This is a genomic window from Devosia sp. SD17-2, assembly GCF_029201565.1.
Taxonomy (GTDB): domain Bacteria; phylum Pseudomonadota; class Alphaproteobacteria; order Rhizobiales; family Devosiaceae; genus Devosia.
Map to the genome: position 1 here is coordinate 705,233 of NZ_CP104002.1, position 26,168 is coordinate 731,400.

Here is a 26,168-nt window from a genome sequence, read left to right on the forward strand (position 1 = left end):
ATGGCCCGCGCTTATCCTCATTCGGATTATGCTGACACGCCCCGTAAAGCCAATGGCGGGGAGTGGCAGGCATTGCGTGGCGAATTGGTCGCCCTGCTCGATCAGGTTGAAAGCCGTTTCGCCCGTCCGGCGGGCGATGAAAGTGCCCTTGGCGGATTGTCGCAGCGGGTTCGATATCTCCGCGGTCAGGTCGAGGCGCCCGAACCGGCGCTGCGCCGCCGCGAAGCCTTGCGCACGGTCAAGCGCGCTGTCGATCGGTTCAGCCCGCGCGACGACCGGCACGATGACGATGACGACGCACTGACCTCGGCCATCGCCGAAATCCGCAGCCGTCAGGGCGCAGCATCCATTTCCGCGCTCGATCGCCGCCCGTCCGAGACCCCAGAGTTCCGCGAATTGAGCGGCCTTGTCCATGGCATCAGCGACCGGCTGGGACGGCTTGAAGGCGATCTGCGCCAGCAGCGCGGCAATTCCACCCAGGTGATGGAAGTCGCCAGCCAGGTCGAGCAGCTGACCCAGGTGGTCGAGCTTCTCGCCGGGGCCGTTGGTGAAACCGGCCAGGTCAAGCGCCTCGAAGCCCAGATTGCCGGGCTCGGCGCGATGATCGAAAAGGGTGCCCAGGTCGATCTGGGCGCGATCAATGCGCGCCTCGACGATGTGTCCGCCACGGTGGGCAAGCTTGCCGAATTGCAGGCCCAGCAGATGGAGCGCGAGATTGTCCGCCAGGAGCGCGACGACGCCGCGCCCAAGGGCAAGGGCGTGGCCAAGCTCGAGCCTGTCATGCACGCCATCGAAGACAGCGTGCGCAGCGTTTATGACCGCATCGACGCCATCGAAAAGAGCCTGGCGCTGTCCTCGGGCGATTTCGAGCGGCTGACCAGTGAAATGGCCGCCTTCACCCAGGCAATGAAGGATCAGACCGGTTCGCCCGATATTCTGGTCGACCGGGTAGAAGCCCTCGTCGCGCGCATGGACGGCGTCGATAGCGGCAATGGCGATGTGCTGGCGCTGAAGGACGAGATCGTCGGTCTGCAGCAGGCCGTGCTGCAGGGCATGGAGCCCCGCTTCGTCCGCATCGAGAGCAGGATCGAGGCGCTCAGCGATCGCATGGCGCCGGTCGATACCAGTGCTGTCGAAGGCCAGCTCAAGCAGCTGATGTCGCGCATGGACGAGGCAGGCGAACAGCTCGATGGGCTCGCGCGGCTCTATCATGACGCCAGCGAACGCTCCGACTTCGAATCGCTGGCCACCATGGTGGCCGAGCGCACCAGCGATGCCGTGACGCGCAAGGCGCCGGCACCGGTCGCGATGTTTGGACCGGAGAGCCTCAAGAGCATCGAAGACCGCATTTCGACGCTCGTCCGTTCGGTCAACAAGCAGCCCGATATCGAGACACTCGCCGATATCGTCGCCGAAAAGACCTCCCTCGCCGTCGCCCAGGCGCGCGGTCCGGCCAGCGGCATGGACGGCACCAGCATGGATGCGCTGGAAAAGCGCATGACGGCCCTGCTCAACACTGCAGGCCGGGACACGGCCGAGCGGCTGACGCGGCTTGAAGCCGCTCTCGCCTCGCGCGCAGCTCCGGCTGCAACTCCGACAGCACCCGCCGCTGCCATGGCTGCTCCCATCGTTGCGCGGGAAGAGGTCGAACCGTTCCAGATGCCGCAGGACGATGGCCTGCGCCTCGATAATATCCTGTCGCGCCTGTCGAGTGGCCCCAGCGACGCCATGCCGGACAATCCGGCAGAAGAAGCGCCGCTGATCGACAAGGGTTTCAAGGATATTCCTGCGCGCCCCGCTGTTGTGTCGGCGCCGGTCGCACGGAATATACCGGCCGAGAAGAAGCCCGAAGAGCCCGGGCGCATGCAGTTTGATCCCAATCTGGTCGAGCGCCCGCCACGCCCGCAATCGAGCTTTGCGCTCAGTGAAAAAGAGCCTTTTGCCCCGGCAATGGCTGCAGCGGCCGCGCCCGCCGTGGAAACACCGGTCAGCAATACCAGCACTTTCGTTGCCGCTGCCCGTCGTGCCCAGCGCGCCCGCCAGGAGCAGACTGTCGTCGATACCCCTGCCAGCTCGCTGATCAGCAGGGCGCTCGCCCGCGTGCGTCCGGCCGCCAAGACCGAAGCGCAGGATGAGCTGGCACCCGTCGCAGAGGCGCCGGTCGAAAAGCCCGCTGCGCTAAAGAAGTCTCGGCGCGCGCCAATCATCGCTGCGGATGAGCCGATGGCGGACACGACGGCCGAAGACGACATCGAAGCTATCGACGCGGGCCAGCCCGGGTTCCTGCAGCGTCACCGCCGGCCACTCCTGCTCGCCGCGGCGCTTGTTGCCGTGTCGCTCCTGACATTGAACCTCGTGCTCCAGCGCACCGTGGGCCAGCGTAGCGCGACGATGCCTGTGGCAGAAGCGGCGCCCGAAGCGGTCGCGCCGGTCAATCCCGCACCCTCGGACGACCAGTCGCTGGTTGCGCCGCGCATCATCGACATGATCGATGCCACCACGGTCGGCTCGATCAATCCGGCGCCCGCCAGTTTCTCCAGGGACCCGATTGCGCCGCCCATGCCGGCACTGTTGTCGGCTCCGAGCGCCGAGGAACGCCTCGCGCTGGCGTCGACAGGTTTGACCGCCGAGCCCGTCGCGGAAGCGGTCGTCGCAAGCTTTGATCTTCCCGCCGAAGGCGTGGGGCCGCTGGAATTGCGAGAGGCTGCGGCCGGTGGCGATCCTCGCGCCCAGTTCGAAGTGGCTGCCATCTTCACCGAAGGCCGCGCAGTGCCCCAGGACCTCGAAGAGGCCGCACGCTGGTACGAGCGTTCCGCAGCGCAGGGTTTTGCGCCCGCCCAATACCGTCTGGGCAATCTCTTTGAGGCCGGCACCGGTGTCGAGAAGGACCTCGAAAAGGCGCGGCTCTGGTATCAGCGCGCTGCTGAAGCGGGCAACCGCATGGCCATGCACAATCTTGCCGCGCTCTACGCCGGTGGGCTTCTTGGCGAGCAGCAGTTCGAAGCGGCGGCGCAGTGGTTCTCCGAAGCGGCAGCCTTCGGCATGACCGACAGCCAGTTCAACCTAGGCATGCTCTATGCCCGCGGCCTCGGGGTCGATCAGGATTTCGAGCAGTCCTACAAATGGTTCTCGCTTGCAGCAATGAGCGGCGATAAGGACGCTGCCCAGGCGCGGGACGACATTGCCAAGTCGCTGACCGCCGAAGCCGTGAGCCGCCTGGGCAATGAGATTTCTGCCTGGACGATCAAGCCCGTGGCGCTGGACGTCAATTTCGCCCCGATCGGGACCTGGATGGCCGAGTTCAACCCGGGCGATGCCATTGTCGCTCCGGATGTGACGACGCGTGTGCAGCAGGCCCTCAACAAGCTCGGCTTTGACGTTGGCAAGCCGGACGGCGTTGCCGGGCGCAAGACCGCCGAAGCCATCCGCGCCTTCGAGCGTGGCACAGGCATGACCGAGAGCGGCGTGATCAACCCGCGCCTCCTCGCCGTACTGGGCAGCCAGCCGGTCTGATCCGGCGGTATAGAATACAAAAGGGATCCCCGGCGGAAATCCGGGGAGCCCTTTTAATTTTCAGTCGAGGCAAGCGGCCAATGTCTGCGGCATGGTGTGCCGCACCAAGCCCTAAAAGCCGCCGCCGGTCTTGAAGCCGGTGTGCTTTCGCGTGCCGGAGCTGCCGGTGCGGGGGCGGGAGAAGCCGCCGCCGCTATTGCCGGAGCTGCCGCCCCAGCCGCCACCAAAGCCGCCGGAGGGCTTGCTCTTGCGCGAAGAGCCGCCGCCAAAGCTGCTGTCTGGCCAGGGGAAAGTGCTGGCGCCACCGTCGGCCCAGGGGGAGGCCTTGGAGGGGCGGCGCGAGCCGGTATTGGCGCTCTGGCTGCCGCCGACGGCCCAATCCTGGCTGCGACGCCAGTGATCCCAGTAGCTGGACGCAGAAATGCCGCCGCGCAGGAAATCATTGAGCAGATCACCCACGAGCTTGTCTTCGCGGAAACTCGAGCGGGGATCGTCGAACCGCTGCTTCTTGAATTCCCACTGGATGTCTTCGAGCTCGCGACGGCGGGCGGCGAGGATTTTCAGGCGATCACGCTGCTCGCGGGTCTCACCGTCTTCCTCGCGCATGCGCGCCCGGGCCTCGTCGATCTGGGCGATGATCGTGTCATCCTGGCTGGTGCGGGTGCGGCGCGCCTCGGCAAGGAGGGTCTTGAGGTCCTCCCGCTCGAGGGCGGCGGCCAGTTCTGTGGTGGCGGTATGGAAAGCCGGGTCGCGCCCTTCGGCGAGATCCTGCAGAGCCTGAGCAGCGGCGTCCCGACGGTCCTCGATGGTGACGATCCCGGCGTCGACCTGTTCAATGTCGGCCTGGATGCGGGTGATCTCGTCGCGCAGCGGCTTGCCGCCGGCCTCGTCCACAGCAGTCTCGCGCCAGGTTTCGAGCCGGGCTTCGGCGGCCTGAGCGTTCTCTTCCTGGCGCTCGGCATGTTCGCGCAGGCGCAGGGGCAGTTCGTTGAGCATGGCATAGTTCGGCCGCGCCTTGTGGTAGTCCACGAGGCGCGCAACCATGCCGTCAAAGAAGCGGACGAGATTATTGGCGCGATAGCTGGAGGTGCCGTAGCCGGCGTCCCACAGATACATGAACAGCGGATCGTCGCGGTAGGGCTTGCCCTTCTGTTCGCGATCAGTCTCGGCCATCTCGGTCTTGCGGATGGACTGCTCGGCAATCTCGCCCATTTCTTCGGCGGTGCGGCGCAGGGCCAGATATTCGGGATCGGCCTGAAGACGGGCGCTCTGCTGGCTGTCCAGCGCCTTGAGGGCTTCCTGTCGCTCGGTCAGGCGCGTGAGGGCGCTATTGCGCTGTTCGACGAGGCTGGTGCGTTCCGCTTCCAGTTCGGCGATGGCGCGCTCGGCCTTCTCGACGTTTTTGGCGTGACCCTTGAGCGTTTCACGCGCCCGCAGCTCGGCCGAGGACAGGCTACCGTCCAGCTCGGGCTGCACCGACGGGTCGAGTTTGAGCCGGGCGAGCTGACGGAACAGTTCCGCCTCGCTTTCCTTGATCTTGGCGATGCGTTCGGACGAGCGCGCCAGGCGCTTGGAAATCTCGTCTTCCTCACGGCGAATGTCGCGCATGGCCTCTTCGAGACTGGCTAGGGCTTCTGGACCACGAAGTGTCATTGCATCACCACTCAGTCACCGCGCCGCCCAAGACCGGCATCAAATATTCAATGTCAAGAAAACCATCCGATTTGCGGCCGACTTCATTGGCCTGGATGATGCCATCGTCCCGCTTGTCAGCGGCAACGGCGTTGTAGACCTCTTCAGGTACACGCACGCCCCAGATCGGCACGATCTCGGTCTTGTCCGTCTCCTCATTGAGGATCGGCAGTGACAGCACATCCCCGTCCGGCGAAATGGCCTCGACGACGATGTAGTAATTGGTGGCGGCGGTGTTGATCTCGGGGAACGACCAGAAGCCGGACTGGACGTCCGGGCGATTGACCACGCGCAGCACATATTCCTGGCGGAGCTGATCGCGCAGGGCGGTCAGGCTCTCGACGGCACTGACGGCGCCTTCGCGATTGCCTTCGGCGGCGAAGGCCTTGCCGCGGCTCACCAGGGCATCGGCCTGCACCACGGCCTGCTGAACCTTGGTTTCTTCAAAGATTGTCTCGCGCAGCGCATCCATCTGGGCCGGCAGGCCTTCGGTCAGTTCGAGCCGGGCCTGCGCTGCCTGACCGGCCGTATAAGGCTGCCAGACGCCGAAATAGCCCACGCCCAGCGCGAGCAGGGCAACGACCGCGGCGATGACGGGCTTGCCCCAGCGCTTGCGACCGACATAGAGCCGAGCCAGGGACGTGCCCAGGCCCGGCGCAGGCGGAGCATAGGAGAACCGGCTTTCGGCCAGAGCCGAAACGCCCTCCTTGAGGATATGGTCAGGAACCTCGATACCCTGTTGGTGATAGATGTCCCGCAAACGATTGATCAGCTGGGCCTCACGGGCCGCGCCGTCGAGTTCGCGGATCACCAGGTCCTGCCGGTGACGGAGCGTGTCGACCACGTCCATCGCCAGCATGACTTCATCGAGGGGAGCAGCGGGCTTTGCCGTCGCGTCACTCATCCTGCGCCATTATCCTCTTGGATAGTCGTGGTCTCAGTTACGGGTTTCGAGCAGAAGCGCATTGCCTTCGGCGGCAAGCGTTGCCAGGCGCCGCTTGCCGTCTTCGACCGCGTCACGGATCTCAGCCGAGTTCTTGGTCGAGGCGACACGCATCTCGTTGATGATGGTGCGGCTCTTCTCCTGGAAGTTCACCACCGAATCCACGAGCTTCTTGACGGCGTCGGCGCGCACGGTTGGGCCGTAGCCGGCCTTAACGGCCTCTTCCTGCACCTTGTCGCCGATCTCCGAAAGCGCCTCGAGGCTCTTGGACATGCCTTCCTTCATGGCGTTCAGGGTCTGGGTCGATTCATGCAGGCCGAACATGCCGGTGAAGGACGCCGAAAGGGCGGTCAGCACGGTTTCATTGGTCGAGAAGAACGAGATCGACTGCTGGTAGACGCGCTCCTTGGCATTGGTCGTCTGCATCAGACGAGCCATCACCACCTCGGAGGTGTTGTAGGAAATGGTCAGATTGTCCGAGAGGTCCTTGGCGATCTGGTAGCGCTTTTCCTCGTTCTGCATCTCACGCAGGCGCTCGTCGCGGGCCATTTCGAGGCGGGCTCGATCGGCCGGAACCTCGCCGGCATAGGCAGCCAGCTCGTCGGCGGATTTCTGCAGGATGTTCTTCTTTTCGCCGAGGCGACCTTCGGCCGTGTGGAGCACTTCGAGCGCCATCACTTCGGCCTGCTTGAGAGCGCCGCGGAAGTCGCGATAGGCCTCGAGGATGGTCTGCTCGCGATCGATCTGGTCCTTGGTGTCCTTGGTGACGTCCAGATAAACGTCGCGGATCTTGTTGAAGCGGGTGGCGATGTCGCCGCGGCTGACCTTCATCCAGACGTTGGACACGCGCTCGACGAGGTCGAGCTTATTGTCCTCGAGCTGGTCGACCATCATTTTCGCGTCGTCGCGAATCGAGTCGAAGCCCTTGGTGATCTCTTCGTAGCGCTCGCCGATCTTCATGGCGGCGACCTGTTCGCGCACCACTTCGTTGAAGGCCGAGGCTTGGCTGAGGGTGCGGCCAATCAGGATCACGCGGGTTTCGTCGAGCTCGGTGATCTGACTGAGAAGACCGGTGATCGGCTGCTCGCCCTGGTTTTCCGGCCAGATGCCGAGATCCCGAATGGCGTTAACCGCCTTGTCCAGATACTGGAGGGGCCGTTCGGCGATTGCCGAAGTGGGTGAAGCGGTAGCAGTGGTCACTTGATCGGTCATTGATCGCTCCCTGAGAGTACGGACCTTATGGGCAGCAGCGCCTGTTAGCCCTAGATTGCTGTTGCCGTACGCGCTGACAATTGCGCCAGCGACTTTCGGCAACTATTTAGTCCATATTGGTGCGAAAAAGCCGCAGGTAAAGAGCGCCACGTAAACATGCGATAGACCGTTGTTTTTTCGCATCATATCTAAGGTCGAGGAGAGCCGGATGGACTTTGGTGGTCGCTATCGCATCGGGGCGCATCGCGACGCCGTCTGGTCCGCCCTGAACGACCCCGAAATGCTCAAGGCGGCAATTCCGGGCTGCAGCCATATTGCGTGGTCGGGTGAAGGCACGCTCGACCTCGAAATCAAGGTCAATCTCGGCATCATGCAACCCACCTTCAAAGGTGAGCTGGCGCTGACCGATGTCACGCCGGCCGAGCGCTATACGCTGTCGGGCCGGGGGAAGGGCGGTCTTCTCGGCCTTGCAGAAGGCTCTGCCGATGTTGCCCTCTCCGATGCAGGCGCCGACACCATGCTTGAATTCTCCGCTGCGGCGGGCGCCTCCGGGCAGATCATGAAGATGGGCAAGGCGCTGATCGGCAATTCGGCCCAGAAGGTAATCGACGGATTTTTCGAGCGATTTGCGAGCGCGATGGGCGCCGAGATCGAAGCGCTGGAGCGCGTGGCGCCGGCGGAATAGATCGGCGTTAACAAGGTTTTAACCATGTCGCAATGTGACCTCTCCTGGCCATAATCTGGCCGGAGGGGAGGGTGTAGGAACGGCGCGCCTACTCCTTTCAATTTGAAGCAAATGCATCATGACCACCCAGACGCGTGACAGTCTCGCCCTCTATTTCATTGCCGCAGCGGCCTTACTGGTGACGCTTTTTGCGGATGCGGATCTCGGCACGCTGCTGGTGGCAATGTTCGAGCGAATCTAGCGCCGGGCACCGGTAAACAGGGCGCAAACCGTCCTGCGCCAATTTTGACCATTCGGAAAAATAAGCTGTGTCCCCCCTTGCAGCGGGGGACATTGCACGATTTTATCTTCCTCTAGCGCAAGCGGATTGTTTAGAAGCCCGGGCTTCTCGCAATCGCAGTGCGAGACAGGGAGATTGAAAACAATGAAATTCTCGACCCTTACCAAGGCTATCGCTGGTGGCGTTGCTCTGAGTGCGGTGCTTACGGGCGCAGCTCTGGCCGATCCTGCCCTGATCTATGATCTGGGTGGCAAGTTCGACAAGTCGTTCAACGAAGCCGCCTATAACGGTGGTCAGGCCTGGAAAGAGGCCACGGGCGGCAATTTCTCCGATCTGGAACTGCAGAACGACGCTCAGCGCGAGCAGGCCCTGCGCCGTTTCGCTGGCCAGGGTGCCAATCCCATCGTGATGGCTGGTTTCTCCTGGACCGCAGCGCTTTCCGCTGTTGCGCCTGAATTCCCCGATACCAATTTCGTCGTGATCGACACCGTCGTCGATGCGCCGAACGTGCAGTCGATCCTGTTTGACGAGCACACCGGTTCCTACCTCGTCGGCGTTCTGGCCGCTCTCAAGTCCGAGACCGGCACCGTTGCCTTCGTCGGTGGCATGGACGTTCCGCTGATCCACAAGTTCTATTGCGGCTATGCCCAGGGCGCCAAGGCTGCCAACCCGGACATCAATCTGATCGAAAACTACACCGGCACCACCCCGGCTGCCTGGAACGATCCGGTGACTGCCGGTGAGCTGACCAAGGCTGCGATCGACGCTGGCGCCGACGTGATCTTTGCCGCAGCTGGCGGCTCGGGCATGGGCGTGCTGCAGGCTGCCAAGGACGCCGGCAAGTTCTCCATCGGCGTGGACAGCAACCAGAACTACCTCCAGCCCGGATCGGTCCTGACCTCGATGCTCAAGCGCGTCGACGTGGCGGTGCAGAACGCGCTCACCGAAGCGGCTGACGATGCCACCTTCAAGCCCGGCATCACCATTCTCGGCCTTGCCGAAGATGGCGTCGGCTATGCCGTCGATGAGCACAATGAAGCGCTGATCACGCCGGAAATGGCCGCAGCGGCCGAAGAGTACAAGGCCAAGATCATCGCCGGCGAGATCTCGGTCCACGACTACACTGCCGACTCGGCCTGTCCGCTCTAAGCGGCATGAGCCAGGATGGCACAATGAACACGCAGCGGCCGGAAACGGCCGCTGCATCCGCCCCCGCCAATGGCTGGGCGATCGAGCTTGAGAAGATCAACAAGCGATTTGGCGCCGTTCACGCCAATAAGGACATTGACCTCAAGGTCGCACGCGGCACCATCCACGGCATCGTGGGGGAAAACGGCGCGGGCAAGTCGACGCTGATGTCGATCCTCTACGGCTTTTATACCGCCGACAGTGGCACGATCCGCGTCAATGGCGAGGCCCATTCGATCACCGACAGCCGCCATGCGCTGGCGCTGGGTATCGGCATGGTGCACCAGCACTTCATGCTCGTGGACAATTTCTCGGTTCTCGAGAACATCATTCTGGGCGCCGAGGATTCCGGCTTCATCAAGCCGAGCCTCAATCGTGCGCGCCAGGAACTCGACCGGCTGGAGCAGGAATACGACCTCGAGGTCGATCCCGATGCGATCATCGAGGATATCTCGGTCGGCCAGCAGCAGCGCGTCGAAATTCTGAAAGCGCTCTATCGCGGCGCTGAAGTCCTCATTCTGGATGAGCCGACGGGCGTTTTGACGCCCAAGGAAGCGGACGACCTGTTCCGCGTGCTCGAGACCCTGCGCGCACAGGGAAAGACCGTCATCCTCATTACCCACAAGCTGCGCGAGATCATGGCCATTACCGACAATGTCTCGGTGATGCGCCAGGGCGAGATGGTGGCGACGCTCAGGACGGCCGACACCAACCCTGAAGAGCTTGCAGAGCTGATGGTGGGGCGTCGCGTCCTGCTGCGCGTCGACAAGACCCCGGCCAATCCCGGCCAGACCCTGCTCGAAGTGCGCGACCTTGTCGTTCGCGACGACATGGGCATTACGCGCGTAAAAGGCGTCAATTTCTCCATTCGCGCCGGCGAGATCGTCGGCATTGCCGGCGTTTCGGGCAATGGCCAGAGCGAGCTGCTCGAAGCGATCAGCGGCATGCGCGACCAGAAGACCGGCCAGGTGCTGCTCAAGGGCAATGCGCTCTCGCTCAAGGGCGATGACGGCGCCGCGCGCGCCCGGGCTGCGGGCCTCGCCCATGTGCCCGAAGATCGCCAGCGCATGGGGCTCGTTACCAATTTTGCCGAATGGGAAAACGCCATTCTGGGCTATCAGGACAGCCCGGAATATGGCTCTGGTCCCTTGCTCGATATCGGCGCCGCCAAGCGGGTCGCGGCCGAACACGTCAAGCTCTTCGATGTCCGGCCTGCCAATATCAATCTCAAGAGTTCGCTGTTTTCGGGCGGCAACCAGCAAAAGATCGTGCTGGCCCGCGAGATGGAGCGCGATCCGGATGTGCTGGTGATCGGCCAGCCGACCCGTGGTGTCGATATCGGCGCCATTGAGTTCATCCATAATGAAATCATCAAGATGCGCGACGAAGGCAAGGCGATCCTGCTTGTCTCGGTGGAGCTGGACGAAATCCGGTCTCTCGCCGATCGCATCCTCGTCATGTTTGATGGCCACATCGTTGGCGAGGCCGATCCGGCCACGGCAACCGAAGGCGAACTGGGCCTGATGATGGCCGGTATCAGCAAGACCGACGCTGCCACCAGCAATGGCAAGTCGGGCCAGGAGACAACACCGTGAGCGCCCGCAGACCACTTCCGCGCTGGGCCGATATTGCCCTGCTGCCGGCGATCAATCTGGCGCTGGCCTTCCTCGTTTCCGGCCTCGTCGTGCTGCTGGTCGGGGAAAATCCGTTCCACGCCATCCAGGTCATCATCTATGGTGCCTTCGGCTATGGCGACGGGCTAGGCTATACACTCTACTACGCCACCAATTTCATCTTCACCGGTCTCGCGGTAGCCGTGGCGGCTCATGCGGGTCTCTTCAATATCGGTGGTGACGGCCAGGCTTATGTGGCCGGCCTCGGCGCTATCGTCGTCGCCCTGGCCCTCGACCAGACGCATTGGCTGATTGCCATGCCGCTGGCGATGATCGCCGCTGGCGCAATGGGCGGCCTCTGGGCCTTCATTCCGGGTTGGCTTCAGGCCAAGCGCGGCAGCCACGTGGTGATCACCACGATCATGTTCAACTTCATCGGCGCCGCGTTGATGGTGTTCATGGTCAATCGCGTGCTCAAGCCAGCCTCGACCATGGCGCCGGAATCGGAAACCATCGAGATGGCCGGCCGCGTGCCGCAGTTGCGCCACTTCATGTCGTTCTTCGGCTATTCGCCGGTCAATCTCTCGATCGTCGTGGCCATTCTGGCGCTGATCGGGGTCTATATCCTCATCTGGCACACCAAGTTCGGCTATGCCATGCGCGTGCTCGGCGCCAATCCGACCGCCTCGCGCTATGCCGGCATTTCCAACTCCAAGATGATCATGATCACCATGACCATTTCCGGCGCACTCGCCGGCATGGTGGCGATCAATGAAGTGATGGGCGTGCAGAACCGCCTGGTGCTCGACTATGTGGCGGGGGCAGGGTTCGTCGGCATTGCCGTGGCGCTGATGGGGCGCAACCATCCCGTCGGCATCCTGCTGGCCGCGCTCCTCTTCGGGGCGCTCTATCAGGGTGGGCAGGAATTGCAGTTCGTCATACCCGCCATTACCCGCGAGATGATCGTGGTCATCCAGGCTTTGGTCATCCTCTTTACCGGGGCCATGGAAGGGCTCTTCCGGCCGGCGCTGGAGCGCGCCTTCATGCTCGGCTCGCCCGAGCAGAAGGCTGAAGCCATCGCCGTGTCCACGGCCAAGACGGAGAGCTGATCATGGATTTCGCCACGATCCTTTCCATTCTTGACGCCACCATCCGTCTTTCGACGCCGCTGCTGCTGGCCTGTCTGGCCGGCATGTATTCCGAGCGAGCTGGCATTTTCGACATCGGCCTTGAAGGCAAGATGCTGGCGGCAGCTTTTGCTGCCGGCGCTGTCGCTGCAGTCACCGGTTCGGCCTGGATGGGGCTGATGGCCGGCATGGCGGTGTCGCTGGCCACGACGCTCCTTCAGGGCGCGGCGGCCATTACCCTCAAGGGCAATCAGCTGATTGCGGGCGTCGCCATCAACATGCTGGCGGCCGGCATGACCACCTTTCTGGGGCAGACCTGGTTCCGTCAGGGCGGCCGTACGCCGGCGCTGGGCGAAGGCGGCCGGTTCGAGCCGATCGTGCTGCCTTTTGCCGGAGATCTCGTGAACGTGCCGATCATCGGGCCGATCTATAACGAGCTGGTCTCGGGCCATTATATCCTCGTCTACATCGCCTTCATCATGGTGCCGGTGACTGCCTTCGTGCTCTACCGCACCCGGTTCGGGCTGCGCCTGCGTGCGGTGGGCGAGAACCCCAAGGCGGTGGACACCGCCGGTATCTCGGTGGTCAAGCAGCGCTATCAGGCGATCATCATCACGGGCCTGCTCTGCGGCATTGCCGGGGCCTATTTCTCGATCGCGCAAGGGTCGGGCTTTGGCAACAACATGACCGCTGGCAAGGGCTATATCGCGCTCGCCGCGCTGATCTTTGCCAAGTGGAAGCCCGTTCCGGCGATGTTCACCTGTCTGCTGTTCGGATTCCTCGATGCGCTGCAGATCCGCCTGCAGAGCGCGGAAATCTTCGGTATCGACATCCCCGTCCAGGCCATCCAGGCGCTGCCCTATGTGCTGACAGTGGTGTTGCTCGCAGGCTTCATCGGCAAGGCCGTAGGCCCCAAGGCCGGCGGCGTACCCTATACGAAAGAGCGCTAGCTCTTCGCCAGGCAAGTGGCCCTCAAGGGGGCCTTATGGTTCGATGCTCCGGGCTTGGCCCCGGGGTGTCGGACCAAATGGGCGTGGCACCCAGATTTGTCTGCCACGTCTTCGCGCCCAGGGCCCGGCTGCTCCTCAGCCCGGCGCTGTGGCGATTGAACACAAGGATCGACGTGCATGACCGATAACGACCAGGCTCTTTTCGCAGCCGCCGAGGCCATTCGGGCCAAGGCCTATGCGCCCTATTCAAACTTCCATGTGGGCGCGGCAATCCTTGCGGATGATGGCAAGATCTATTCGGGCTGCAATATCGAGAACGCGGCCTATCCGCAGGGCAATTGCGCCGAGGCCTCGGCTATCGCTGCGATGATCGCGGGCGGAGCCCGCCGCATCAAGCGCATCTATGTAACCGGTCCCGGCGCTGCCGCTGTCACCCCTTGCGGTGGCTGCCGCCAGCGTATTCGTGAATTTGCAGATCTCGACGTGGAAGTCATTTCCCATGGCGTCGATGGTGAGCCCCTTGTGCAGACGCTTGAACAGCTTCTGCCCCATAGTTTCGGCCCGGAGTTTCTGAACAAATGACCACTTCCGTTCAAACCATTCAGAATATCGCCGGCACGGAGCCAGTCGAGATCGCCCTTGTGCTGGGCTCTGGCCTTTCCGCTGTTGCTGATCTCGTTGAAGATCGGGTGGTCATTCCGTTCTCGCAGCTCGAAGGGTTTCCTGGCGGCGGCGTCTCAGGCCATGGCCGTGACCTCGTTATCGGCCGCATGGGCGGCAAGCGGATCGCCATCCTGACGGGCCGCGAACATTATTACGAGCACGGCAATGCCGCTGCCATGCGCCCGGCGTTCGAGACCATGGCCGGGCTCGGCGTCAAGACGCTGCTGCTGACCAATTCTGCCGGTTCGGTCGACGACCGTTTCCGTCCGGGCGATCTGATGCTGATTTCCGATCACATCAACTATGCCGGGATGAATCCGCTGATCGGCGAACCCACCGACCGCCGCTTTGTGAACATGGTCGATTGCTACGATCCGGCCCTGCGCGGCAAGGCCAAGGCCATCGGCGAGCGGCTGGGCTTTTCGGTCGGGGAGGGGATTTACCTCTGGTATTCCGGCCCGAGCTTTGAGACCGTCGCCGAAATCCAGATGGCGATCCGTCTCGGCGCCAATGCTGTCGGTATGTCGACGGCACCAGAGGTGATCCTCGGGCGTTTCCTGGGCATGAAGGTCTGGGCCTGCTCGTCCATCACCAATATGGGGGCGGGCCTGTCGAGTGAAAACATCAGCCATGAGCACACCAAGACCATGGCGGTGCAGGGGGCGGACAAGCTCAAGAGGCTGATCCCGGCCCTGGTGGAGGAGCTATGAGTCTCAAGATCGTCGATACCAAGCCTGGCCAGATCGCCCACAAGCGCAATCCTGGCTATCCGCTCGATCTCGACTGGGTCGGCCGCGTTCGCATGAACCGGTCGGCGCTGGAGCGCCGCGCCAATACGATCGGCACCCGCCGCACGGTGAAGAAGGATTACCAGTTGGCCTGGCTCCTCAAGGCGATCACCATGATCGACCTGACGACGCTCAATGCCGATGATACGCCGGGCCGCGTCGAGCGGCTCTGCGCGAAGGCGCGCAATCCATTGCGCTCGGACGTTCGCGAGAAGCTTGGAATTGGCGATCTGCGCGTTCTGCCCGGTGCAGTCTGCGTTTATCACAGCTTTGTCGGGACCGCCGTAAAGGCGCTGGAGGGCACCGGCATTCCGGTCGCCGCCGTGTCGACGGCCTTCCCTCACGGCCTCGCACCCGTCGAGACGAAAATCCGCGAGATCGAGCTGTCCGTCGCCGATGGGGCCAAGGAGATCGATATCGTCATCGAGCGCGGCATGGTTCTGCGCGGGGACTGGCAGGCGCTTTACGACCAGGTCAGGGCCTTCCGCAAGGCCTGCGGCGACGCCCATATCAAGACCATTCTTGGGACCGGCGAACTCGCCACCCAGACCAATGTGGCCAAGGCCTCGCTGGTCTGCATGCTGGCCGGTGCCGACTTCATCAAGACCTCGACCGGCAAGGAAAAGACCAATGCCGATCTCGTCACCTCGCTGACGATGATCCGCATGATCCGCTGGTTTGCCGAGGAAACCGGCATCGAGATCGGCTACAAGCCGGCCGGCGGTATCTCCACGGCCGGGGACGCGCTCAAATATATGGCGCTGATGAAGGAAGAGCTCGGGACGCACTGGCTGCAGCCCCATCTTTTCCGCTTTGGTGCCAGCAGTCTGCTCACCGATATCGAGCGTCAGCTTGAGCATGGGCTGACTGGACACTATGCGGCGGACTACCGCCAGCCGATGGTTTGAGGCCTCAGCGATGAACAAGATCATGCAAATCTTTGACAGTCTCGACTACGGCCCGGCTCCCGAGGCACCCGATCAGGCCATTGCCTGGCTCGACAGCAAGGGACGGAAATTCGGCCATTTTATCAATGGCGTATGGACCGAGCCCGGCCAGACATTTACGGCAGATAACCCCGCAACCGGCGCGCCGCTGGCTGAGATCACCAATGGCACCGAGGCCGATGTCGATGCGGCGGTGAGGGCTGCGCGCGACGCGTTTCCGGCATGGAGCGGGATGAAGGGTTATCAGCGCGGCAAGTTTTTGTATGCCATCGCCCGGATGATCCAGAAGCACGCAAGGCTGTTCGCCGTGCTCGAAACCATGGACAATGGCAAGCCGATCCGCGAGAGCCGGGATGCCGATATCCCATTGGTGGCACGGCATTTTTATCATCATGCCGGTTGGGCGACGCATATCGAGCGCGAGTTCCCCGACCATGTGCCCTATGGGGTCTGTGGGCAGATCATCCCGTGGAATTTTCCGCTTCCGATGCTGGCCTGGAAAATCGCCCCGGCGCTGGCGGCGGGCAATACTGTGGTGCTGAAGCCAGCCGAGTTTACCTCGCTGACGGCGCTGCTTTTCGCCGAGATTTGTGAGCGCGTGGGCCTGCCCAAGGGTGTGGTCAATATCGTGACCGGCGAGGGCGACACTGGTTCGGCCATCGTAAATCATTCTGATGTCGACAAGATTGCCTTTACCGGCTCGACCGAGGTTGGAAAAATCATCCGTCAGGCGACGGCTGGCACGGGCAAGGGGCTGAGCCTCGAGCTTGGCGGCAAAAGCCCCTATATCGTCTTTGAAGATGCCGATCTCGATAGTGCGGTCGAAGGTCTGGTCGATGCCATCTGGTTCAATCAGGGGCAGGTGTGCTGCGCCGGCTCGCGGCTGCTCGTTCATGAAAGCATCGAGGAGCGCTTCATCGCAAAGGTGAAGGCCCGCATGGACAAGCTCCGTGTCGGCGATCCCCTTGATAAATCAATTGATATTGGTGCGCTGGTGGCGCCGGTACAGGTCGAGCGCATTCGAGATCTGATGAAGCGCGGCGTGGCCGAGGGCGCTGTGGTCTATGAGCCCGATGGCGATATTCCGGGGGAGGGGTGCTTCCTCAAGCCGGCGCTCGTCACCAATGTTTCGCCGGCTAACACGCTGGTTTCCGAAGAGATTTTCGGGCCGGTGCTGGTGGCCATGAGCTTCCGGACGCCGGAAGAGGCGGTGCAGCTCGCCAACAATACGAAATATGGTCTCGCGGCGACGCTCTGGAGCGAAAACATCAATCTCGCCCTCGACATAGCGCCCAAGCTCAAGGCGGGCGTGGTGTGGATCAATGGCACCAATCAGTTCGATGCGGCGATTGGTTTTGGCGGCTACAAGGAAAGCGGCTTTGGCCGCGAAGGTGGCCGCGAGGGCATGGCTAACTATCTGAAGCCAAAGTGGGAAAAGGCGCTGAAGCCGGCTCCCGCCTTGCCGGCGATTACCCTCGCCTCGAGCGTCAATCCGCTTGATGGCGGGGCGCTGGACCAGACGGCAAAGCTCTATATTGGCGGCAAGCAGGTGCGGCCGGACAGCGGCTATAATAGGCCGGTTGTCGGACCGGATGGGAAGCTGGTTGGCGAGGTTGGGGAAGGCAATCGCAAGGATATCCGCAACGCTGTCGAGAAGGCGCGCGGGGCCCTTGGATGGGCCAGCACGGCCGCCCATTCCCGGGCGCAAGTGCTTTATTTCCTTGCAGAAAATCTCGATTATCGCCGGGATGAATTTGCCGCGCGGATCAAGGCGCAGACCGGGGTGGATGGGACCGAGGAGGTGGAGCAATCCATCGAGCGGATCTTTGCTTTTGCCGGTTGGGCCGACAAATATGACGGGGCCGTGCACAACCCGCCGATGCGGGCGATTGCGGCGGCGATGGTGGAGCCTCTGGGCGTCATCGGCATCGTCACACCTGATAGCAAACCGCTACTAAGTGTTAGCACACTGTTAGCATCGACGCTGGCAATAGGGAATTGCGTGGTACTTGTGCCATCGCAAACCGCGCCGCTCACCGCAACCGATCTCTACCAGGTGCTGGAAACCTCCGACGTCCCCGCCGGGGTGGTCAATATCGTCACCGGCGACAGCCTCAACCTCGCCAAGACGCTGGCCGAGCATGATGGGGTCGATGGCATGTGGTATTTCGGCTCGGCCGAGGGCTCGGCCATGGTCGAGCGGGCCTCGGTGGGTAATCTCAAGCAGACTTTTACCAGCCGCGGTCTCGAGCATGATTTCACCGCGCCGCACTTTGCCGGGGACTATCTCCTCGGCAAGGCGACGCAGGTGAAAAACGTCTGGATCCCCTACGGAGCGTAAGCTGATGGCCGACAGAATCGAAATCGAGAATGTCGGCCAGCCTGGCAAGATCTATCGGGTTGATGCCGAGAAGTTTGCGGCGGTGCGGGGGGCGGTGCTTGCCGCCCTGCCGGCCGAGGCGCCGGGCATGAGCGTCAGCGATCTCATCACCGCAGTGAAGCCGAATTTGCCGGAGGACTTGTTTCCGGGTGGCGACAAGGCGGGCTGGTGGGTGAAGGCCGTTCAGCTCGATCTTGAGGCCAAGAAGATTATCGCGCGGGCAGCCAAGCCGCCCGTGCGCCTTTTTCGCCTTGGCTGAACTCAGGCGGGCAGAGCTTCTGCTTGCTCGGTGGGTTCGGGGTCGAGGAAGATGGCCTCGAGCAGCGCCAGCACCAGAATGGCGGCGACCATGGCCCCGCCGGTCATCACCACACGCTGCAGCACCACTTCGAGAGCATCGCGACCACCTTGCGTGGCCTGCAGGATCATCACCAGGGCCGCTGAGCAGGTGTATTGATAGATGAGCGGGCGACCCTTGCCGGTGGTCATCTTGTCGATGAGGACATAGGTCACCAGCGTACAGAGCAGGATGAGGATCCAGACCTCGGGGATGAGGGCGTAGATGATGAGGGCGGCGGCGGCAATCAGGCCGCCGACGACAGTGCCGCCACCTCGGTCGATCACCTGGTTCATCTGCGTGCCGCGACGCGGCTCGGCGCAGACGAAGATGATCATGATGGGGATGATCAACATGTTCATGTCGCCAGAGGCAAAGACCAGCAGCATCGCCGGGAGATAGACGGCGCTGCGGATCAGGAGGTGCTTCATCCCCTGATTGCTGACGAGGGGCCGGATATCTTCCTCGTGCACAATCCTGGTGGTTGGCGGGAACAGGAGATTGAGCCCGACGATCGCGGCGCCCATTGCCACGCCCCCCATGACGAAGCTATCGCGCATGACCGCTAGTGCGTAATCCGAATAGAGCGCCGCCATGGCCATCAGGAGCGGGAAGACGGTCAGCATCATGCCGCCGCGCGAGCCGCGAAACAGCATGAGCGCCAGCCCACCAACCGCCATGAGGATGTTGACGAGCGTGAAGACCATCGGCTCGTTCACCGTGACCGCCGCAATCCAGCTGAAGACGATGCCGACGATCGGCAGGGCAATCGGGGTGGCAAAGATACGTGGACCAAGGCCACCGCGCTGCCCGGACATGATGCTCATGCACATGACGACAGGCAGCATGGGCATGGTGATGCCCAGCGGCTCGGCGAGAACGAGGCAGATCAGGACGCCCAGCGCTGTGCGCAGGGCGAGATAGGGGTCGTCCAGAGGGCTGACGCGGGGGAGCTCTTCCATGCGGGATCAGCCTTAGTTGAGGCCCGAGATGAAGCCGTTGAAGCTCAGCAGGGCCTGGGCGATGGCCGGAATGATGCCTTCGTCCGGCTCGATCAGCACACCGGCTTCCGAGCCCAGGCGAATATTGGCCGGAAGGTCGGAGAGATCGTCGAGCGCGATCCGGACAGGGATCTTGCGGGCTGGCGGGAACCAGCGTGTGTCGGTGGTCGGCTGGGCGAGGCCATTGGCGGTCGTGCGGCCGGCATTGATGCCCCAGGCGATGCTTTCCACCGTGGCGGAGAACTTCTTGCCCGGCGCGGCTTCAAAGACGACGGTGGCCTTGTCGCCCGGCTCGACGTTGATCAGCTGGTTTTCGCGGAAATCGGCGATGACCATCTGGGTGGCCGGATTGATGAAGGTGAGCGCACCCGTGCCGGCGCCGACGAACTGGCCTTCGGTGAGGGTCACATTGGTGACATAGCCATCGGCGGGGGCAACAACCCTAGTGTTGGCGAGCGCAAACTCGGCCTTTTCAAGATTGGCGCGCGCGGTGCGGATGTTTGGATTGGAATCGTCGGCGCCGCCGCTGGCCGTGGTGGTGCGTTCGAGGTCGGCGCGGGCAGCCTGAACATTCAGCTCGGCATTGGATTTGGCCAATTCCGCCTGGGCGAGCTTGGTCGGCGAGACGAGGCCCTTGGCATGGAGCTGGACCTGCCGGTCGAGATCATCCACGGCATTGACCAGCGCCAGTTGCGCCTGTTCAAGCTTGGCCTGGGCAGCAGGAATGGCCGCCACACCGGAAGAAACCGAGTTCAGCACCTGTTCGAGCTGCGCCTTGGCGAGTTCGACGTCCATCCGATAGGTGGTGTCATCGATGGTAAAGAGCGTGTCGCCGGCCTTGACGGCAGCGTTGTCGCGGATGGCGACTTCGGTCACCGGACCCGGCACGCGGGCGGAAATCGAGGTCACGTCTGCCGTGACGGCGCCGGCGCTGGCGAAGGGCGCGTGGCGGTCCGACAGCGGATACCAGGCAAAGCAGGCCACAAGGATAAGCAGCAGAAAGAGGGCAATGCGCCCAGCCTTCTTGCGCTTGGCCTTGGCCGCGGCAATGTCTTCGGGCGAGGGTTCTGCCGCGAGCTCGGTGGTGGATGAGACGGTAACGACCTCAGGCACGGGCTGCGCAGAGGGGACACCTGTCCTCTCCAGTGCGGTATTTGGCTTGTCGCTGGGTGTTACGGCCTGTGCCATCGTGTAATTTGTCTCCTGAGCTTCCAGCTATCTAGGAGCGAATAATTAGCTTTGCAACAAAGATACTTTGGAGCATAGCTGACATGTGAGGATTGCGCATGGATGACATTTTGCTGCCGCTGGAGGATCTGATCCGCGAGCTGTCGACTGAAATCACCCAGATTCACCGCTGGATGGCAGAGGCAGCCGGGCTCAACACCACCGATCTGATGGCGCTCTATTTCATCCGGAATGGCGAGGGTGCGGCGACGCCGAAGTTGCTCGCGGAAAACCTGGGCCTCACCAGCGGCGCAACGGCAATCCTGCTCAACCGCCTCGAGGAGCGCGGCCTTGTCGAACGCACTCCTCACCCCAAGGATCGCAGGGCAGTCCTGCTTTCGCTTGGCGCCCAGGCGGCGCTCGAGCCGTTTGCCGACATTCGCAAGCGGGTGCGCGAAGCCAATGCCAATGTGTTTGAAAGTCTTTCGCCCGAGGAGGCAAGGATAGTGCGGGACTTTCTCGCCCGAACGCTCGAAAACTCACGCAAGACGCTACAAAACCTGAGGACTGCAGCTGCAGCGGGCAAGGAAAGCCCGAAGTCATAAGCTGTCTGGTGCAGGCAAAGACTTTGGCATAGGCTCGCCTTTATGAGCATGTTGCCGCAGGAAATCATCGCCGCCAAACGGGACGGGCTCGCGCTCGACCCGGCCAGTATCGAGGCTTTTGTTGGCGGTTATACCAAGGGTTCCGTCTCCCACGCCCAGGCCGCAGCTTTCGCTATGGCAGTCTATTTTCAGGGCATGAGCATGGAGGAGCGCGTGGCGCTGACGCTGGCCATGCGCGACAGCGGCGCGGTGCTCGATTGGTCCGATCTCGATGGGCCGGTGGCCGACAAGCATTCAACCGGCGGGGTGGGCGACAATGTCTCGCTCATGCTGGCGCCGATCCTGGCTGCGCTGGGCATTTACGTGCCGATGATTTCCGGGCGCGGGCTGGGCCATACCGGGGGCACGCTCGACAAATTCGACGCCATACCCGGTTACACGACCAGTCCCGACAATGTGCTTTTCCGCAAGGTGGTGCGGGAGGTGGGCTGCGCCATTATCGGTCAGACGGCCGATCTCGCCCCGGCCGACAAGACGCTTTACGCCATTCGCGATGTGACCGGGACGGTGGAATCCGTGCCGCTGATCACCGCGTCCATCCTCAGCAAAAAGCTGGCGGCGGGGCTTGGGGCGCTGGTGCTCGACGTGAAGACCGGCAGCGGCGCCTTCATGCCGACGCTTGAGAGATCGCGCGAACTGGCGGAGAGCCTTGTGGCGGTGGCCAATGGGGCGGGGCTGAAGACCAGTGCGTTGATAACCGACATGAACGAGCCGCTGGCCAGCGCCGCCGGGAACGGGCTAGAAGTGCGCAATGCCGTCGATTTTCTGACCGGGGCGCACCAGGACCCGCGGCTGCGTAAGGTAACGCTGGCGCTTTGTGCCGAGCTGGTGCTGATGAGCGGGAAAGCGGGGAGCATCGGCGAGGCACTGTCGCTGGTGACCGATGCGCTCGATGATGGACGGGCGGCGGAGAAATTCGGGGCTATGGTCGCGGCGCTGGGTGGGCCTGACGATTTCATCGAGAACATGGACCGCCATCTCGTCCCGGCGCCGATCGTGCGCGATGTATTTGCCATCAGCGCGGGGGTGGTCGGCGAGATCGATACGCGCGGGGTCGGCATGGCGGTGGTGGCGCTGGGGGGCGGGCGCACCAATCCGGCCGACAGCATTGATCATCGGGTCGGGTTTGACCGGCTGGCGGGGCTCGGCGAGAGCGTGGATGGCGGTCGACCGATTGCGCGTCTCCATGCTGCGGACGAGGCCAGTGCCGCCGAGGCAGAGCGCAGGCTGCGCGCCGCCTATCGGTTCGGGAACGCAATTGTCCCCCCGCCGCTTATTGCAGGGCGGATCAATCCCACCTAAAGCGAAACGCTGTTTCATTTTCCGGAGTCCCCAATGCCCCGCGCCATAGTCTGCCTCCTCGACAGCGTCGGCATTGGCGGCGCACCAGACGCTGCGGCCTACGGGGATGTGGGGGCCAATACGCTTGGGCATATCGCCGAGTGGGCCGCTGCGGGCAAGGCGGATCGGGACGGGCTGCGTTCCGGCGCGCTGATGGTGCCCAATATGGACGCGATGGGGCTCGGCGCAGCGGTAAAGCTCTCCACCGGCGTCACGCCGCCGGGACTGTCGGATACGCCAGGAGGCGGCCGTTTCGGCGTGGGGCGCGAAGTGTCCAAGGGCAAGGATACGCCATCCGGGCATTGGGAAATCGCCGGCGTGCCGGTGCCCTTCGAATGGGGCTATTTCCCGCAGACCGAGCCGAGCTTTCCGCCAGACCTGATTGCCGAATTTATCAAGCGCGCCGGATTGCCGGGCATTCTGGGCGACAAGCACGCCTCGGGCACCGATATCATTGCCGCGCTGGGCGAGGAGCATATCCGCACCGGCAAGCCGATCTGCTACACCTCGGTGGACAGCGTCTTCCAGATTGCGGCCCACGAGAGCCATTTCGGGCTCGAGCGCCTCTACGAGATCTGCAAAATCGCCTTCGAATTGACCGCGCCGCTGAAGATCGGGCGTGTGATTGCGCGGCCCTTCGTGGGCGAGGATGCGACAAGCTTCAAGCGCACGGGCAATCGTCGGGATTTTGCCATTGCCCCGCCCGAGGCGACGCTGCTCGACCGCAATAGTGCGGCGGGCAACCAAGTCTATGCCATCGGCAAGCTTTCGGACATCTATGCCGGCTCGGGCGTGACCCATAAAATCAAGGGCACGGGCATTCCGCAGCTCTTCGACAAGACGCTGGACGCCATGGAAATGGCCGATGACCGCGCCTTCATCATGACCAATTTCGTCGATTTCGACAGTGAATATGGCCATCGCCGCGATGTGCCGGGCTATGCGGCGGCGCTTGAATATTTCGATACGCGCCTGCCCGAGATCATTGCACGGATGCGGCATGATGATCTGCTGATCCTCACGGCAGATCATGGTAATGACCCGACCTGGCCGGGGACCGACCACACGCGCGAGCAGGTGCCGATCCTCGTCTTTTCCCCAGCCCTGCCGCCGGGGAAGATTGGCATTCGATCTTCATTCGCCGATATTGGCGAGAGTATAGCCGCTTGGCTGGGCCTGGCTCCGGGCCGCCACGGCAAGTCCTTCCTGTAGAGCAAAGAGGTGTTCGAGATGAGCGTTAGTGCGGGCAATGTAACGGTCCTCGATCATCCCCTGATCCAGCACAAGCTGACGATCATGCGCAACAAGGAGACTTCCATTGCGGGTTTCCGGCGCCTGCTGCGCGAGATCGCGCATCTGATGTGCTATGAGGTGACGCGCGATCTCGAGCTCGAAATGATCGATATCGACACCCCGATGGCGCCGATGCAGTCGCCCGCGATCAAGGGCAAGAAGCTGGTGTTTGCCTCGATCCTGCGCGCCGGCAATGGCCTGCTCGACGGCATGCTCGATCTCGTGCCGGCCGCACGCGTGGCCCATATCGGCATGTATCGCGACCACGAGACGCTGGAGCCAGTGGAATATTACTTCAAGGCCCCCTCGAGCCTCGATGACCGGTTGATCATCGTTGTCGATCCGATGCTGGCGACCGGCAATTCGGCGACCGCGGCCATCGAAAAGCTCAAGGAGCGCGGCGCCAACAATATCCGCTTCCTGTGCCTCCTCGCCGCGCCGGAAGGGATCAAGAACTTTACCGAGAGCCAGCCCGACGTGCCGGTCTATACCGCGGCCATCGATACGCACCTCAATGAGCTGGGCTATATCGTCCCTGGTCTCGGCGACGCCGGCGACCGCATGTACGGCACTAAGTAAGCCCTCACGCGCGAAACGCGCTCCGGGCGGGGCGCGTTTTTTTTTCACGCGAGATGGCTCGTCCTGAACTGATCTGAAAGACCAAAACAATGGCAAAACTTGTTCACTCGATGATCCGTGTCATCGATGAGGCGCGCTCTGTTGCCTATTACGAGAAGGCCTTTGGTCTCAAGATCGCGGACCGGGTGGATTTTCCCGATTTCACGCTGGTCTACATGACCGGCGACGAGGTGGGTTTTGAGCTTGAGTTGACCATCAACAAGGGCCGCACCGAGCCTTATGCGCTGGGCGATGGCTATGGCCATCTGGCCGTGGTGGTGGATGATGTCGCGGCCGAGCATGCCCGGTTTACGGCCGAAGGCCTGACCGTGGGCAAGCTGGTCGACTTCAAGAATGGCGACGTGCAGGTCGCCAAATTCTTCTTTGCCACCGATCCCGATGGCTACAAGATCGAAGTCATCCAGAAGGGTGGTCGGTTCAAGTAATAAAACAAATAACCCCGGAACGATCCGGGGTTGTTTTTTTTGGCTTTACTTTGCCTTGAGCGGCAGGCCCAGCGCGATCAGGTCGGCGCGCAGGTGTTCGGGGTTCTTGAAGTGAATGCCGTGCATGCCGAACTTGCGGGCGGCCACGATATTGGGCTCGCTGTCGTCGATGAAGACGCAGGAATCAGGTGCCAGGCCATAGCGCTCGCAGAAGACGCGATAGATGCGCGGATCGGGTTTGACGAGATTTTCGAGGCCCGAGACGATGACGCCGTCGAACTTTTCGAGGAAGGGCCACTCACCGAGCCGGCTCATCCATTTTTCCCAGGAAAAATTGGTGATGGCAAAGGTCGGGATGTCCTGGTCGATCAGCTCATTATGGATGTCGATCGTGCCCTGGATGAAGGGGCCGAAGGTTTCGGTCCAGCGTTCGTCAAAGGCCTTGATCTCGCGCCAGTATTTGGGGAAGCGGGTAACGAGCTTGGCGACACCTTCCGAATAGAGTTCGCCGGCGTCGAATTCGAGATTCCAGTCGCTCGTGCAGATGTTCTGGTGGAACCAGAGCGCATCCTCTTCGGTCTCGAAGAGCTTGCGGAACAGGTACATCGGGTTCCAGTCGACGAAGACGCCGCCGAGGTCGAAGACGGGAATAATTGTGTCGTCCATGATGATTTTCGTGCCCGCAGGAAGAAGTTAAGGGCTTGTCGCATGGCCGGCCCGTGCCCGCAAGGCGGGGGGAAGGCTAGTAGTTGACGGTTATGCCGCCGCCAAAGCGGGGCAGGAAGAAGTTGGACCGGTGGAGGTCGATCCTGGGATCGAAGAAGAGACCGAGAAGCGGCCTGTAGACATAATCGGCCTCGGCGGCGATGACAGTGTGGCCGCGAGCGATGTCGATCATCTCTTCGGGCAGGTCATAGTCTTCGCTGGGCGTGTGGCGGGTGCTTGGGCCCATGGTTCCGCCTACATACTCGACAGACCAGGCGACGGTAGCCTTGCCGGCATCGGAGACGGTCACCGCAGTTACCGTCTGCATGAGGTCGTTTACGGTATAGGGCGACATGATGCTAGTGGCGGCCAGGAAATAGTCCTCAAGGTCGGCGCTCGCCAAATTCTTGTTCGACCGGGCGACAAGGTCGCCGACGGCGCCGGCGACAGACTGCACCTTGCGGTCGGTGATCAGCAGGCCACCGGCCTCGGTGCAGCCGACATAAATCGCCAGCATGATCGGCAGGATCAACGCAAATTCCACCGCGGCGACACCGCGCTCGGCACGGACAAAGTGCCTGAACTTGCCTGTGAGGGTTGAAAACGTGCCCATC

Annotated in this window: 24 protein-coding genes; 17 read left to right on the plus strand and 7 right to left on the minus strand. The window is 62.5% G+C overall.

What is annotated here, in order from left to right:
• Nucleotides 1–3,513: a peptidoglycan-binding protein gene (locus NYQ88_RS03565; protein ID WP_275653601.1), complete on the plus strand. Its 3,513-nt coding sequence runs from the start codon at nt 1–3 to the stop codon at nt 3,511–3,513.
• Nucleotides 3,514–3,624: 111 nt separating this feature from the next.
• On the opposite strand, the gene NYQ88_RS03570 is transcribed toward NYQ88_RS03565, so the two are convergent.
• From NYQ88_RS03570 to NYQ88_RS03580, 3 genes are read right to left on the minus strand one after another with little or no spacing between them, the layout of a single operon-like run.
• Nucleotides 3,625–5,166, minus strand: coding sequence for a hypothetical protein (locus NYQ88_RS03570; protein ID WP_275653602.1), 1,542 nt, complete (start codon nt 5,164–5,166; stop codon nt 3,625–3,627).
• A gap of 4 nt (nt 5,167–5,170) precedes the next feature.
• Nucleotides 5,171–6,109: a DUF6384 family protein gene (locus NYQ88_RS03575; protein ID WP_275653603.1), complete on the minus strand. Its 939-nt coding sequence runs from the start codon at nt 6,107–6,109 to the stop codon at nt 5,171–5,173.
• A 33-nt stretch (nt 6,110–6,142) separates the two neighbouring features.
• Complete coding sequence (locus NYQ88_RS03580) at nt 6,143–7,360, minus strand: cell surface protein (protein WP_275653604.1); 1,218 nt, start codon at nt 7,358–7,360, stop codon at nt 6,143–6,145.
• A 208-nt stretch (nt 7,361–7,568) separates the two neighbouring features.
• Here NYQ88_RS03580 and NYQ88_RS03585 point away from each other — a divergent pair, with 208 nt between their 5' ends.
• The 11 genes from NYQ88_RS03585 (at nt 7,569) to NYQ88_RS03635 (ending at nt 18,240) form a co-directional block, all read left to right on the plus strand.
• The gene (locus NYQ88_RS03585) at nt 7,569–8,045 is read left to right on the plus strand and encodes an SRPBCC domain-containing protein (protein ID WP_275653605.1); all 477 of its coding nucleotides are present in this window, start codon (nt 7,569–7,571) and stop codon (nt 8,043–8,045) included.
• Nucleotides 8,046–8,163: 118 nt separating this feature from the next.
• Nucleotides 8,164–8,286, plus strand: coding sequence for a hypothetical protein (locus NYQ88_RS03590; protein ID WP_275653606.1), 123 nt, complete (start codon nt 8,164–8,166; stop codon nt 8,284–8,286).
• A 183-nt stretch (nt 8,287–8,469) separates the two neighbouring features.
• A complete protein-coding gene (locus NYQ88_RS03595; RefSeq protein ID WP_275653607.1) occupies nt 8,470–9,474 on the plus strand; it encodes a BMP family ABC transporter substrate-binding protein in 1,005 nt (334 codons plus the stop codon).
• Nucleotides 9,475–9,497: 23 nt separating this feature from the next.
• Entirely contained in the window at nt 9,498–11,108 is a 1,611-nt protein-coding gene (locus tag NYQ88_RS03600; protein ID WP_275653608.1) for an ABC transporter ATP-binding protein, read from the plus strand.
• The gene (locus tag NYQ88_RS03605; protein ID WP_275653609.1) at nt 11,105–12,235 is read left to right on the plus strand and encodes an ABC transporter permease; all 1,131 of its coding nucleotides are present in this window, start codon (nt 11,105–11,107) and stop codon (nt 12,233–12,235) included. Before NYQ88_RS03600 ends, NYQ88_RS03605 begins: the two co-directional genes overlap by 4 nt.
• Before the next feature lie 2 nt (nt 12,236–12,237).
• Nucleotides 12,238–13,203: an ABC transporter permease gene (locus tag NYQ88_RS03610; protein ID WP_275653610.1), complete on the plus strand. Its 966-nt coding sequence runs from the start codon at nt 12,238–12,240 to the stop codon at nt 13,201–13,203.
• Nucleotides 13,204–13,380: 177 nt separating this feature from the next.
• Nucleotides 13,381–13,785 (plus strand): cytidine deaminase, encoded by a 405-nt coding sequence (locus NYQ88_RS03615; RefSeq protein ID WP_275653611.1) that lies wholly within the window; start codon nt 13,381–13,383, stop codon nt 13,783–13,785.
• On the plus strand, nt 13,782–14,576 hold the full coding sequence (locus NYQ88_RS03620; RefSeq protein WP_275653612.1) for a purine-nucleoside phosphorylase: 795 nt from the start codon (nt 13,782–13,784) through the stop codon (nt 14,574–14,576). Before NYQ88_RS03615 ends, NYQ88_RS03620 begins: the two co-directional genes overlap by 4 nt.
• Nucleotides 14,573–15,562, plus strand: coding sequence for a deoxyribose-phosphate aldolase (gene deoC, locus NYQ88_RS03625; protein WP_275653613.1), 990 nt, complete (start codon nt 14,573–14,575; stop codon nt 15,560–15,562). The genes NYQ88_RS03620 and deoC overlap by 4 nt, the downstream gene beginning before the upstream one ends.
• Nucleotides 15,563–15,572: 10 nt before the next feature.
• Complete coding sequence (locus NYQ88_RS03630; protein ID WP_275653614.1) at nt 15,573–17,942, plus strand: aldehyde dehydrogenase family protein; 2,370 nt, start codon at nt 15,573–15,575, stop codon at nt 17,940–17,942.
• Between the two features lie 4 nt (nt 17,943–17,946).
• Nucleotides 17,947–18,240: a hypothetical protein gene (locus NYQ88_RS03635; RefSeq protein WP_275653615.1), complete on the plus strand. Its 294-nt coding sequence runs from the start codon at nt 17,947–17,949 to the stop codon at nt 18,238–18,240.
• Nucleotides 18,241–18,242: 2 nt separating this feature from the next.
• Here NYQ88_RS03635 and NYQ88_RS03640 read toward each other — a convergent pair whose 3' ends face one another.
• Nucleotides 18,243–19,280, minus strand: coding sequence for an FUSC family protein (locus NYQ88_RS03640; protein WP_275653616.1), 1,038 nt, complete (start codon nt 19,278–19,280; stop codon nt 18,243–18,245).
• A gap of 12 nt (nt 19,281–19,292) precedes the next feature.
• Nucleotides 19,293–20,507, minus strand: coding sequence for an HlyD family secretion protein (locus tag NYQ88_RS03645; protein ID WP_275653617.1), 1,215 nt, complete (start codon nt 20,505–20,507; stop codon nt 19,293–19,295).
• A 98-nt stretch (nt 20,508–20,605) separates the two neighbouring features.
• On the opposite strand from NYQ88_RS03645, the gene NYQ88_RS03650 reads away from it, so the two are divergent.
• From NYQ88_RS03650 to NYQ88_RS03670, 5 genes are all read left to right on the plus strand, one after another.
• Nucleotides 20,606–21,091, plus strand: a complete 486-nt coding sequence (locus NYQ88_RS03650; protein ID WP_275653618.1) for a MarR family transcriptional regulator — start codon at nt 20,606–20,608, stop codon at nt 21,089–21,091.
• 48 nt (nt 21,092–21,139) lie between these two features.
• Nucleotides 21,140–22,453, plus strand: coding sequence for a thymidine phosphorylase (gene deoA, locus NYQ88_RS03655; protein WP_275654835.1), 1,314 nt, complete (start codon nt 21,140–21,142; stop codon nt 22,451–22,453).
• A gap of 33 nt (nt 22,454–22,486) precedes the next feature.
• Nucleotides 22,487–23,704, plus strand: coding sequence for a phosphopentomutase (locus NYQ88_RS03660; protein ID WP_275653619.1), 1,218 nt, complete (start codon nt 22,487–22,489; stop codon nt 23,702–23,704).
• Between the two features lie 18 nt (nt 23,705–23,722).
• Nucleotides 23,723–24,364: a uracil phosphoribosyltransferase gene (upp, locus tag NYQ88_RS03665; protein ID WP_275653620.1), complete on the plus strand. Its 642-nt coding sequence runs from the start codon at nt 23,723–23,725 to the stop codon at nt 24,362–24,364.
• A gap of 89 nt (nt 24,365–24,453) precedes the next feature.
• Nucleotides 24,454–24,849: a VOC family protein gene (locus NYQ88_RS03670; RefSeq protein WP_275653621.1), complete on the plus strand. Its 396-nt coding sequence runs from the start codon at nt 24,454–24,456 to the stop codon at nt 24,847–24,849.
• Nucleotides 24,850–24,894: 45 nt separating this feature from the next.
• On the opposite strand, the gene NYQ88_RS03675 is transcribed toward NYQ88_RS03670, so the two are convergent.
• Complete coding sequence (locus NYQ88_RS03675; RefSeq protein ID WP_275653622.1) at nt 24,895–25,515, minus strand: HAD family phosphatase; 621 nt, start codon at nt 25,513–25,515, stop codon at nt 24,895–24,897.
• Between the two features lie 76 nt (nt 25,516–25,591).
• Nucleotides 25,592–26,167: a TadE/TadG family type IV pilus assembly protein gene (locus tag NYQ88_RS03680; RefSeq protein WP_275653623.1), complete on the minus strand. Its 576-nt coding sequence runs from the start codon at nt 26,165–26,167 to the stop codon at nt 25,592–25,594.
• Nucleotide 26,168 lies beyond the last annotated feature (1 nt).